The organism is Catenulispora subtropica, assembly GCF_039531675.1.
Taxonomy (GTDB): domain Bacteria; phylum Actinomycetota; class Actinomycetes; order Streptomycetales; family Catenulisporaceae; genus Catenulispora; species Catenulispora subtropica.
Genome location: NZ_BAAAQM010000026.1, coordinates 15,311 through 27,211 on the forward strand (window position 1 = coordinate 15,311; position 11,901 = coordinate 27,211).

The 11,901-nt window shown below is 71.1% G+C and carries 8 protein-coding genes; 7 read left to right on the forward strand and 1 reads right to left on the reverse strand.

Features of this window, described 5'->3' with window-relative positions:
* The first annotated feature begins 32 nt into the window (after positions 1-32).
* From ABD466_RS22440 to ABD466_RS22470, 7 genes are all read left to right on the forward strand, one after another.
* A complete protein-coding gene (locus ABD466_RS22440) occupies positions 33-1,127 on the forward strand; it encodes an ABC transporter ATP-binding protein (RefSeq protein ID WP_344659099.1) in 1,095 nt (364 codons plus the stop codon).
* A 154-nt stretch (positions 1,128-1,281) separates the two neighbouring features.
* Positions 1,282-3,234, forward strand: a complete 1,953-nt coding sequence (locus tag ABD466_RS22445; protein WP_344659100.1) for a hypothetical protein — start codon at positions 1,282-1,284, stop codon at positions 3,232-3,234.
* A gap of 157 nt (positions 3,235-3,391) precedes the next feature.
* A complete protein-coding gene (locus tag ABD466_RS22450; RefSeq protein WP_344659101.1) occupies positions 3,392-5,701 on the forward strand; it encodes an alpha-N-acetylglucosaminidase in 2,310 nt (769 codons plus the stop codon).
* A gap of 130 nt (positions 5,702-5,831) precedes the next feature.
* Positions 5,832-6,968, forward strand: a complete 1,137-nt coding sequence (locus ABD466_RS22455) for an LLM class flavin-dependent oxidoreductase (protein WP_344659102.1) — start codon at positions 5,832-5,834, stop codon at positions 6,966-6,968.
* A 37-nt stretch (positions 6,969-7,005) separates the two neighbouring features.
* Positions 7,006-7,809 (forward strand): SDR family NAD(P)-dependent oxidoreductase, encoded by an 804-nt coding sequence (locus tag ABD466_RS22460; RefSeq protein WP_344659103.1) that lies wholly within the window; start codon positions 7,006-7,008, stop codon positions 7,807-7,809.
* A gap of 10 nt (positions 7,810-7,819) precedes the next feature.
* Positions 7,820-8,938, forward strand: a complete 1,119-nt coding sequence (locus ABD466_RS22465; protein WP_344659104.1) for a GDSL-type esterase/lipase family protein — start codon at positions 7,820-7,822, stop codon at positions 8,936-8,938.
* Between the two features lie 9 nt (positions 8,939-8,947).
* Positions 8,948-9,841, forward strand: coding sequence for an IclR family transcriptional regulator (locus ABD466_RS22470; protein ID WP_344659105.1), 894 nt, complete (start codon positions 8,948-8,950; stop codon positions 9,839-9,841).
* 322 nt (positions 9,842-10,163) lie between these two features.
* Here ABD466_RS22470 and ABD466_RS22475 read toward each other — a convergent pair whose 3' ends face one another.
* Positions 10,164-11,882: a flavin monoamine oxidase family protein gene (locus tag ABD466_RS22475; protein WP_344659106.1), complete on the reverse strand. Its 1,719-nt coding sequence runs from the start codon at positions 11,880-11,882 to the stop codon at positions 10,164-10,166.
* Positions 11,883-11,901: the final 19 nt, after the last annotated feature.

Here is an 11,901-nt window from a genome sequence, read left to right on the forward strand (position 1 = left end):
GCACGTTCCTGCCGGTTGAAAAGGAGAGCACCATGGCTGGTGTCGTCTATCAGGACGCGTCCTGCGTCTACCCGGGCGCCGAGCGCCCCGCCGTCGACAAGCTGAACCTGGAGATCGCCGACGGCGAGTTCCTCGTTCTCGTCGGCCCCTCCGGTTGTGGCAAGTCCACGTCGCTGCGCATGCTCGCCGGTCTGGAGGAGGTCTCCAGCGGCGGCATCTTCATCGGTGACCGCGACGTCACCCACCTGCCGCCGAAGGACCGGGACATCGCGATGGTGTTCCAGAACTACGCGCTGTACCCGCACATGACCGTGGCCGAGAACATGGGCTTCGCCCTGAAGATCGCCAAGGTCGACAAGGCCACGATCGCCAAGCGCGTCGAGGAGGCGGCCAAGCTCCTGGAGCTGACCGAGTACCTCGGCCGCAAGCCGAAGGCGCTGTCCGGCGGTCAGCGTCAGCGGGTCGCGATGGGCCGCGCGATCGTGCGCGAGCCGAAGGTCTTCCTGATGGACGAGCCGCTGTCCAACCTGGACGCCAAGCTCCGGGTGCAGACCCGCACCCAGATCGCCTCGCTCCAGCGCCGCCTGGGCATCACCACCGTCTACGTCACCCACGACCAGGTCGAGGCCATGACCATGGGCGACCGCGTGGCGGTGCTGAAGGACGGTCTGCTGCAGCAGTGCGACACCCCGCGCGCGATGTACGAGAAGCCGGCGAACGTGTTCGTCGCGGGCTTCATCGGCTCCCCGGCGATGAACCTCATCGAGGTGCCGATCGTCGACGGCGGCGTGAAGTTCGACGGCCTGACCATCCCGGTCTCCCGTGACGCCCTGGGTGTGGCCTCCGGTGGCGGTGCCACCACGCTGACCGTCGGCGTGCGGCCGGAGTCCTTCGACTTCGTCGGCAGCGCGGACGGCGCCATCGCGGCCACCGTGAACCTGGTCGAGGAACTGGGCGCGGACGCCTTCGCCTACTGCTCGGCGCAGGTCGGCGACCACGACGTGGACCTGATCGTGCGCGTCGACGCCCGGGCCGTGCCGATGAAGGGCGACACGCTCTACGTCCGCCCGCGGGGCAGCGAGACGCACCTGTTCTCGGCGACCTCGGGCGAGCGCGTCGACGCCTGACGCCACGACTTCCGGGGCCACGTCCCCGGACCGCGCGGTGCGCGGATACCATGCCTTGCAACCGAGGCGGGGTATCCGCGCATCTGTTCATTGACGGCCTTCGGCCGGGCACCCGCCCCGCCGAACGCCGGCGGACCTACTGGAGTGGACTGGGATGAGTGCGGACACCGCCGTCGCCGAGGACAAGAAGACGGTGCCGCAGCGTCGGCGGCCGCCCTTGCCCCGGCTGCCCGACGTCGAAGGTCTCGTGGCCCGGCTGATGAGCCGGGAGGTGTTCGGCGTCCAGCTCGGCGTGCTGTTGGCGATCCTGCCGGTGTTCGTGCTGTCCATCGGGTTCGGGCTGGTCAGCCGCCAGGGCTGGAACCACCCGCCGGACAGCCGCTACTACCTGCCGATGATGGCCAAGGACATGGGGCACCCGTGGGCCGAGGCCGTGCGGATGAACCGGGAGATCTCGCCGAACCACGTGGCGCCCTGGTTCTTCGCGGAGAACGACCCGACCTGGCAGATGGTGCGCACCCGGCTGCTGTACCCGGTGCTGTCCATCCCGTTCATCTGGATGTGGGGCCTGTCCGGCGGCTCGATGGCGATCCCGGTCCTGGGAGACATCCTCTTCCTGTGGGCCACCGCCCGGGTCGTGCAGCGTCTTTACGGGCCGGCGATCACCATCATCGTGGTCGGCGCGTTCAGCACCGTGGGGCCGATCTTCGGTTTCGCCTGGGCCGGCACCGACACCCTCGGCATGGGCCTGGCCGCGGTGATCGTGGCGAATCTGCCGATCGAGCGCCGCATCGGCAAGGCGAACCTGGCCTGGCTCGGCATCGCCTCGGTGTTCATCGCCCTGACCCGCCAGGTCGGCGTGCTGGCCCCGGCGATGGCCGGCGCGGGCTGGCTGTGGGCCCTGGCGCGTGAGCGCACGTGGCGCAACCGCTGGCTGGGCTCGCTGGTCGTCACGTCGGCGGTCACGCTGTTCCTCCAAGTCCTGACGATGATGCTGGTGAAGACCGACACCGTCGGCGTCCTGGGCCGTGGCCAGACCACGTACTGGGGCATCTTCCGGCAGTTCGTGCACTACCTGAAGATCGTCACCCAGGAGGCGGTCAGCTACATGTGGAACGAGCAGCACGTGCTGCTCGGGCTGTTCGTGGCGGCCGGCGTCACGCTGGTGGTGCGGTTCAAGTCCGACGCCGCCGCGGTGTTCCTGGGGGCGGCGGCCTCCACCTACCTGATCACCGCCGGCCTGGGCTTCTCGACCCTGATGCGGTACGAGATGATCATGTTCCCGGCGACCGCGGTCGCGGCCGGCGGGCTGGTGCAGCTGATGCTCGGCCAGTACCTGCCGGGCGCGGTGCCGCGTCAGGCTGCTGAGAGCGCGGCGGTCGCCGCCCGTGCGGCGGGCATCGAAGCCGACGCCGACGGCGCGGACACGCCGCTGCCCCGGCGCGGCACCGGCCGGCTCGGCCTCGGCCTCGGCCTGGCGCGCAGCGCCCCGGGCCGCTTCCTGGGCCTGGACCAGCCCCGCGAGGAGCGCTGGAAGCCGCACCTGATCCTCGGCTCGATCGCGCTCGCGATCGTCGTCGGCATCTCCGTTCCGGGCTCCTGGCGGTCCACGCCGACGGCCCCGGCCCAGGACTCCTACGCCGCCGCCCAGGGCGGCACGCCGTTCGCGGTCACGCCGCTGGCCAAGCCGGACGCCATCACCAGCCTGGTCTGGGCCTTCAACCAGGCCACCGAGGTGGCGAACGGCCACGGCATGCTCGACGGCTCCTTCGACTGGGTGCACGACACGCGGTACCGGCCCACCGGGCCGAAGGACCCGGGCTGGGCCACCCGCGACAAGGACGGCACCACGATCATGCACATCAACGCCACCGGCATGGACCAGCCCGCTGAGATCGCCTTCGGCAACGCGGTCACCCTGAACCGGACGGTGAACAAGGACACGATCCACCTCCTCAGCCGCAAGACCAGCGAGTACGGCGAGGACGTGGTGTTCACGGTCGAGGACAAGTTCGGCAAGGTCCACCAGGGCCGCGCCACCACGCTGTACCCGATCTGGGAGAAGACCGCCCCCGGTCTGGTGACCGCGCTCATCTTCGACTCCTGATCCCCTCCGCCCCGCTCGCGAGGACCCGGTGTGCTTCGGCCGCCGGGTCCTTCGCTTGATCACGAATAGGTCTCGGTGGCAACGCGAACCCGCTCCCGCCGCCTTCTCTATATGGCAGGCGGTTCTCGGAGGTCTCGGAGACGGACGGGCGGGGAGCATGGCTGAGTCGGTCGGACGGCGGAGGGTGCTGGGATACGGGCTCACCACCGGCGGGTTGGCGCTCGTCGGGGCCGCGGCGGCGATGGAGCCGGGGACGGCGTCGGTCACCGCGGCCAGGCCGCCGAGCGAGGCCCTCGCCGGAGTGGTCTCCGAGACGGTTTCCGGGCGGGTGGGCCGGTCCCTCGCGCGGCCCCCGGAGCCGCCGGAGCCCGAGGCGTTCGACGTGACGCCGGCCCAGCGGGTGCTGGAGCGGCTGCTGCCCGAGCACGCCGGACAGATCCGGTTGCACGCCGCCGCGGCTGACGACGGCGTCGACCGTTACCGGATCTCCGCACCGGCGCAGCCGTCGGATCCGTACGCCGTCGTGGTCGAGGGCACGAGCACGTCCGCGCTGCTGGCCGGCGCCGGCTGGTACCTCAAGTACGTCGCCGGGGTGACGGTCTCGCTCCCCGGCGACAGCGTCGCGCTGCTGGCCGAGCGGCTGCCCTCGCCGTCGACCGTCCTCGCCGGCGCCGCCGCGGTGCCGCACCGGTTCGCGTTGAACGACACCGAGCACGGCTACGCCGGCCCCTACCGCTCCTGGGCCGACTGGGAGCGCACGCTGGACGTCCTGGCGCTGCACGGCTGCAACGAGGTGCTCGTCGCCGCCGGCCACGACGAGGTGTACCGCCGCGTCTTCGCGGAGTTCGGATACCGGCCCGAGGACGTGGACGGCTGGATCCCGGCCCCCGCCTACCAACCGTGGTGGCTGCTCGGGAACGTGCAGGCGCTGGGCGGCTCGGCCGATCCCGCGACCCGCCAGGCCGGGGTCGACGTCGTGCGGCGGATCGTGGACCGGCTGCGCGAGCTCGGCCTGACGCCGGTGCTGCCCGGGTACGCGGGCCTGGTGCCCGGCGGCTTCGCCTCCCGCAACCCCGGCGCCGCGGTGATACCGCAGGGCGACTGGGGCGGCTATCAGCGTCCTGACTGGCTCGACACCCGCGATCCGCTGTACGCGCGGATCGCGGAGTCGTTCTTCCGCCACCAGGCCGACCTGTACGGGCTCAGCACCGCGTACAAGATGGATCTGCTGCACGAGGGCGGCCGCGCCGCGGGCGTGCCGCTGGGCGCCGCCGCCGTCGCGGTCATGACCGCGCTTCAGACCGCGCGCCCCGGCGCCGCGTGGGTGATGCTCGGCTGGCAGGACAATCCGCGGCGCGAGGTGCTGGACGCGTTGCGCGGGTGTGCGTCCGCGGTGTGCGCCGGGCAGCGGGTGCTCGTCGTCGACGGCTGTTCCGACAAGTTCGAGACCTTCGACCGCGAGGACGATTGGGGCGGCACCTCCTACGCCTTCGGCACGATCACCGACTTCGGGGGCCGCTCACTGCTCGGCGCCAACGCCGCGGTGTGGACCGCCCGCTTCCCGAAGGCCTTGTCCCGCCCCGGATCGGCGCTGTCCGGGACCGCCTGGCTGCCCGAGGCGTCGGGCCACGATCCGGCCGCCTTCGAGTTGTTCACCGAGCTGGCGTGGCGCGCGGATCCCGTCGATCTCGCCGACTGGTTCGAGCGGTACGCCGCGCGGCGCTATGGCCGGCCGGATGCCGCCGCGGCGCAGGCGTGGCGCGTGTTCTCACAGACCGCTTACTCACTTCCGGCGGGCAAGTACACCCAGGCACAGGACAGCCTGTTCAGCGCCTGGCCGGACCTCTCGGCGACCACCGCGGCATCGGGCGGCCCGGCCATGCGTTACGACGGCGCGGCGTTCCAGGGCGCCGTTCTCCGGCTGCTGCAAGCGGATCCGGCCCTGCGCGCCGCCGACGCCTACCGGTATGACGTCGTCGACTTCACCCGGCAGGCGCTCGCCAACCACGCGCGGGTGCTGCTGCCGGAGATCAAGGACGCTTACGTCACCCGGAACCTCGACGGCTACCGCCGCCTGACCGGCCGCTGGCTGGACGCGATGCGGCTGCTGGACACGCTGCTCGCCACCGACGAGCGGTTCCTGCTCGGCACCTTCCTGCGGTCCGGCGGTTACGACGCACGTTCGCTGATCACCACGTGGGGCGACCGGGAGGCGTCCAAGGCGCTGCGCAACTACGGCGGACGCGAACTGGCCGGGCTGGTGGCCGACGTCTATCTGCCGCGCTGGCGCAAGCACTTCGCGGCGTACGAGACGGTGGTCACCGGAGCGGTGGAAGAGCTCGCGGCCACCGACTGGTTCGCGATGGACGACGCCTGGGCGCGCGCGGCCACCCGCTATCCGACGGCCGCGACCGGCGACCCGTTTGCGGCGGCGAACGCCGTCGCGGCGTTCCTGACCGCCTTCTGACCTGCGCCTCCCCGCCTTGAACTGCACCGTAGATGACTATTGACGGTCCATCAGATTCGGCATACCGTCCGTTCGGACCAGCGGACCGTGCGTTTGTACCGACAAACGAGCCGAACGTGGAGGCGCAAGGATGAAGCTCGACCTGCTGTACGAGATCGACGTGCCCAAGCCGTGGGCCAAGCCCCACCCGTACGGCCAGCGCGAGGCCGAGCAGCGTGCCTACCGCGAGGCCCTGGAGCAGATCAAGCTCGCCGACAAGCTCGGCTTCCACACCACCTGGCACGTCGAGCACCACTTCCGCGAGGGCCGCTCGCACTCCCCGGCGCCCGAGGTGATCATCGGCGCGCTGTCCCAGTGCACCGAGCAGATCCGGCTGGGCTTCGGCGTGACCCTGATGCCGCACGCCTTCACCCCGCCGATGCGCGTCGCGGAGAAGGTCGCCACCGCCGACATCCTGTCGCGCGGCCGCGTCGAGTGGGGCACCGGCCGCTCCACGCCGATGGAGCAGACCGCGTTCGGCGTGGACCGCGAGAACTCCCGCGAGCAGTGGGAGGAGGCGATCGAGGCGGTCGTCGGGATGTGGGAGAGCGAGTACTTCGAGTACCACGGCAAGTACCTGGACTTCCCGCGCCGCATGGTCACCCCGAAGCCGGTGCAGGACCCGCACCCGCCGTGCTGGATGGCCGCCACCTCCGAGGGCTCCTCCGCGGTGGCCGGCGAGAAGGGCCTGGGCCTGCTGTCGTTCTCGATCCTGCAGCCGATCCAGAAGATGGCGGAGCACATCCGCCTCTACCGCGCCGCGGCCGCCGACCCCAAGCCGATCACCCGTGTCACCACCAACCGCGTCGCCGCCTACACCCTCGTCCACTGCGAGGAGTCGATGGCCAAGTGCGAGGAGTCGGGCATCTGGGACTCGGTCTGGTGGTGGTACAAGAACATCGCCGAGTTCACCGCCGAGTGGGAGCTGCCGCACTTGTCGCAGGAGGAGCGGGACAAGGTGTTCCCGTACCTGATGCAGCAGGCCGACGGGAACTTCGACCCCAAGTCCTTCAACGACCACGACATGATCGTGGTCGGCGACCCGGAGCAGTGCTACACCAAGATGCTCAAGTACGCCGAGCTCGGCGTCGACCAGCTGATCTGCTACGTGCAGTTCGGTTACCTGCCGCACGAGTCGGTCATGAAGACCATCGAGCTGCTGGGCAAGGAGGTGCTGCCGGCCCTGGCGAAGGAAGGGGTCGACGCCACCCTCAAGCCCGCCTCCTGATTCGTCGCCGGAAACCGGACGAGAGGGCTGAACCCCGATGACCCGCACCGATGACACCGAGGTCCCCGACTACGCCGCGCGGCTGCGCCTGGACGCCAAGAACTTCGTCGTCCTGGGCGCCGGCCAGGGCATCGGCCGCCAGGCCTGCCACGCCCTGGCCGCCGTCGGTGCCCGTGTGTTCTGCGTCGACCTCGACACCGGACTCGCCGACGACATCGCCAAGGAGGTCGCCGGCATCGCGTGGGCCGGCGACGCCGTCGACCCGGCCTCCGCCGAGCGGCTGTATCAGGACGCGGAGACGCAGCTGGGCCGCATCGACGGCATCGTCGACATCATCGGCATGGCGAAGTACGCCGGGCTGCTCGACACCGACCAGGACAGCTGGGACTGGCACCACGGCATCGTGCTCCAGCACGCGATCAACGCGGTGCGGTTCGGCGCGCCGCGGATGATCGCGAGCGGCGGCGGGGTGATCACCGTGGTCGCCTCCGTCTCCGGCATGCAGTCCGCGCCTTCCCACGGCGCGTACGGCGCGTACAAGGCCGCCCTGATGTCGTTGGTGCGCACGACGGCGGTCGAGCTGGGACCGAAGGGCGTGCGCGTCAACGCCGTCGCTCCGGGCCTGGTCATGACCCCGCGCGTGTCCGGCTACCTCTCGGAGGCGGAGAAGGAGAGGGGCGCGCGCAACGCCCCGCTGCGCCGATCCGCCTTCCCGCCGGACATCGCCGACGCAATCTTGTTCTTGTGCGGAGGCCTTTCGTCGTATATCACTGGGCAAACGATCGTCGTTGACGGCGGAGTCTCGGCCAAGTTCGGGTACTCCTTGCCCGGAGAGGACTGATACTGAACCGATGACGGCTCACAACGGCGTGGGTGGCAACGCGCGAACCGAGGTATCGAACGCCGATCGGAGCCAGCGCGGGGGTGCCTCGCGGCCCGCGTCCGTGGAGCCCTACTTGGCCGGCTGCGCCTGGCCCTCCGGCCAGGGCGCGCCCTATCCGCGGGCCGATCCGAAGGACTTCTCCCGGCTGCCGATCGACACCTGGGGCACCGCGACCGTCCCGGTCGGGGTGCGGCTGGAGTTCGCCGGGTCCGCGCGGGCGGTGCAGATCGCGTACCGGACCCGGACCGCCGACCTCGGCTACCGCGGGGACGGCGCGGGCACGTTCTTCGCCGCCTACCAGGGCGAGAAGTTCATCACGCATGCCGACGCCATGTTCGGCGAGGGCATGGCGATGCTGGACCTGTCCGACGCCGACGAGTCGTCGCCGATCACGGTCTACCTGCCGGAGGGCATGAAGCCGGAGATCGTCTCGCTGCGGGCCACGCAGGGCGAGCTGCGCCCGGTGGCCAAGCAGCCGCGCTGGATCTGCTACGGCGACTCGATCGCCGAGGGCTGGACCGCGTCCGAGCCGGCGCTGGCCTGGCCGGCCGTCGCCGGCCGGCTGCACGGCCTGGACGTCGTGAACCTCGGCTACGCCGGGGCGGCCCGCGGAGAGATCGTCTCGGCCGAGCAGATCGCGGCGCTGGAGTCCCCGGCCGTCATCTCGGTGAACCACGGCACGAACTGCTGGACCAGGATCCCGCACAGCGCGACGATGATGATGGCCGGCATGGACGCGTTCCTGCGCGTCGTGCGCGAGGGACACCCGGACGTGCCGATCGTCGTGTGCTCCCCGGTGCTGCGCCCGGACGCCGAGGAGACGCCCAACAAGCTGGGCGCGACGCTGGGCGACCTGCGGGAGGCCATCGAGGACGTGGTCCACAGCCGCCGCGAGCGCGGGGACCGGAACCTGCACCTGGTCCGGGGCGGCGCGGTGCTGCGCCCGGAACACCTCGCCGACGGTATCCACCCCGGCGACGAAGGACACCGGATCATGGCGCGCGCGTTCGGGGACCGCATCGCCCAGCTCGCCCAGACAGCACAGCTCGCCCAGACAGCGCAGATCGCCGCGAAAACAAAGGGATAGAGGGGGACCATGGCGCGTCCGGCCCCGGCGGTGGACCGCACGGTGGCGGTGCTGAACCTGCTCGCCGCGCACCCCGACACCGCCTTCTCGCTGTCGGAGATGTGCCGGCGGCTCGACATCAACAAAGCCACCGCGCACGCGATGCTCACCGCACTCGCCGATTCCGGCTTCCTGCTGCGCAACCCGCGCGACAAGTCGTACACCCTCGGCCCGGCGCTGATCGCCCTGGGCTCCGCGGCCGCCGCCCGCCGCCTGGAACTGGTGGAGTTCGCCCGCGCCCCGATGCAGCACCTGGCCGCCGAGACCGGCCTGCAGTGCGTGGTGTCCTCGGCGATGGGCGAGGAGATCGTGTTCCTGGCGGTCGCCGGCGAGGTGGTGCCGTTCGGGCCGCACGTCCGCGTCGGCCAGCGCATCCCGCTGTCGCCGCCGATCGGCACGGTGTTCATGGCGTGGTCGCTGCCGGATGAGGTGGACACCTGGCTGGACCGTGCGGCCGGCAAGCCGCTCAGCGAACCGGAGCTGGAGCGCTTCCGGAACGGCGTGCGCGCGGTACGGCGGCGGGGGTACTCGGTGGGCCTGGAGCCCGACGTGCTCGGCGTGCGCCTGGGACAGTCGCTGGACGACCACGAGGCGGTGCCGCCGCTGCTCGCCGAGCTGTCGCACACGTCGTACCTGATGGACGACTTCGGCGCCGGCGCGCACCGGATCGGACACCTGGCGGCGCCGGTCTTCGGGCCGGACGAGCGGGTGGCGATGGTGGTGACGCTGTACGGGTTCCAGAAGCAGCTGAGCGGCGCGGACATCGACAAGCTGGCGTCCCGGCTGACGGCGACGACGCGGGAGATCACGTTCGCGGTGCGGGGACGGCATCCGGACCTGCGGGTCAGCGGGCTGCTGGACTGAGGGCTTCGAAGGAGACGGCTTCGAACGAAGCGGCTTCGAAGGAGACGTGAGGAGCGGCGTGCGGATGGGGATCCGCACGCCGTTCTCGTGTTCCCAGCTCTCAGTTCCCGGAGGTTGCGGGTGCCTTCGGGTCGGCGAGGACGGGGAACGGTGTCGGGGTGGCGAGCGCCTTGCTCAGGTCCGCCGCGAGCGCCGTGCCATCGCCGAGGGTATGCCGAGCGACTGACCCTCGCCGTGCAGCCCGGTGCCGGGCACTACCCGTGGGAGGACGACGCCGGACGGTTCACCGCCACCGTCGGGCGCTGGCGGCAGAGGTCTGATCTCAGCTCTCGTCCAGCATCGGCGGCGCGATCTCGTCGAACACGTCGCCCGGCCCCGGGTTCTCGGGGCTCGTCGCTCCGCCGAAGTGCCGCATCACGCCCCACACCGCGTTCAGCGCCGTGGTCACCGCGCCCTCGGCCCAGCCGGCCGTCCAGGAGATGTCGTCGCCGGCCAGGAACAGGCCGCGCTGGGCGGCGGGCAGGTCGTCCTGCATGAAGTGCGTGTAGAGGCGGCGCTGGTAGCGGTACTGGCCCGGCAGGTTCGCCTTGAACGCGCCCATGAAGTACGGCTCGGTCTCCCAGGACACGGTCAGCGGGGTGCCGATGATGTGGGAGCGGATGTCGACGTCCGGGTAGATCTCCGCCAGGGAGGACAGGATGATCTCCAGGCGCTCCTCGCGGGACAGCGGGACGAACTTCATCGAGTCGTCGACCCAGGTGTAGGACAGGCACATCACGCCCGGCTTGTCCGGGCCGTCGTCGAGCAGATAGACGCCGCGCGGCATGCGGTCGGTGAGGGTCATCGACATGGTGTCGCGGGCCGGGTCGGCGGGGGAGGGGTCGAGCCAGAACGGGCGGTCGACGACCACGAACAGCTTCGAGGCGCCCATGTAGTGCGTGCGCTCGACCGCGGTCCACACGTCGGGCGGCAGCAGGGTCTCGTCGACCTTGATCTTGGACAGCATCATCCAGCTCTGCGCGGTGAACACCGCAGCCGGGTAGGTGCGTATCTCGTCGCCCGCGTCGGCGATGGTGACGCCGCGCGCCGTGCGGTACATGCGGGTCACCGCCGGGCGCGGTACGCCGCCGTCGTGCAGCGACTGCACCGACGTGCCCGCCGGCCAGTGCGCGGCGTCCTCGGGGGCCTGCGACCACAGCGCCAGCGGCAGCTGCTGGCAGCCGCCGACCACGCGCCGGTGGTGGTCGTCGGCGCCGGTGTAGACGACCCGCAGGATCTCCAGCATCGAGTTCGGGAAGTCGGTGTCCCAGCCGCCGGTGCCGAAGCCGACCTGGCCGAACACCTCGCGGTGCCGGAAGGACTTGAACGCCGGGCTGGTGGCCAGGAAGCCGTAGAACGAGATGTCGTCCAGCCGGGGCACCGTCCGGCCCCAGATCTCGCGGATCGCCGCGACGTCCCGCTCCCGGATCGCCTGCTGCATCGCCGAGAACTCCGCGCCGTGCGCCGGATCGTCCAGTGCGTCCGCCCAGGCGTCGGCGACCTCGTGGTAGACCGCCGGCAGGTCCTCCAGGGTGGCGGCGTAGTGGCTGACCCCCTTCAGGTCGATCACCGTCGACGGAGTGGAGGCGTCCAGCGGGTTCGGGAACGGCTCGGTGCGCAGCCCGGCGCGGTCGAGGTAGGAGAACAGCGTCGTCGACGACGGCGGGAAGCGCATCGCGCCCATCTCCGCGATCGAGCCCGGCACGCCCGGGAACGGGGTCGAGCGCATCCGCCCGCCCAGCTCGTCGGCCTCGTACACGACCGGCTTCAAGCCCAGCTTCAGCAGCTCGTGCGCGGCCACCAGCCCGGACAGCCCGCCGCCGATCACCGCCACCTCGGTGCCGTGCGCGGCCTCCGGCACCGATCCCAGCCCGGCCGGGTGCGCCACGTAGTCGTCGTAGGCGAACGGGAAGTCGGGGCCGAACATGGTGATCGGCTTGTGCGAGTCGCAGTGCACGTGGTCGGTGACCTCGTGCACGGTCGCCGGGACAGCGGACGTCATGGGTGGTTTCCCCTGGATA

Bases quoted from the DNA above. Each gene is read 5' to 3' on its own strand.
- ABD466_RS22465 (WP_344659104.1), top strand. From the start codon at position 7,820: ATGACGGCTCACAACGGCGTGGGTGGCAACGCGCGAACCGAGGTATCG.
- ABD466_RS22445 (WP_344659100.1), top strand. From the start codon at position 1,282: ATGAGTGCGGACACCGCCGTCGCCGAGGACAAGAAGACGGTGCCGCAG.
- ABD466_RS22450 (WP_344659101.1), top strand. From the start codon at position 3,392: ATGGCTGAGTCGGTCGGACGGCGGAGGGTGCTGGGATACGGGCTCACC.
- ABD466_RS22475 (WP_344659106.1), bottom strand. From the start codon at position 11,882: ATGACGTCCGCTGTCCCGGCGACCGTGCACGAGGTCACCGACCACGTG.
- ABD466_RS22440 (WP_344659099.1), top strand. From the start codon at position 33: ATGGCTGGTGTCGTCTATCAGGACGCGTCCTGCGTCTACCCGGGCGCC.
- ABD466_RS22470 (WP_344659105.1), top strand. From the start codon at position 8,948: ATGGCGCGTCCGGCCCCGGCGGTGGACCGCACGGTGGCGGTGCTGAAC.
- ABD466_RS22460 (WP_344659103.1), top strand. From the start codon at position 7,006: ATGACCCGCACCGATGACACCGAGGTCCCCGACTACGCCGCGCGGCTG.
- ABD466_RS22455 (WP_344659102.1), top strand. From the start codon at position 5,832: ATGAAGCTCGACCTGCTGTACGAGATCGACGTGCCCAAGCCGTGGGCC.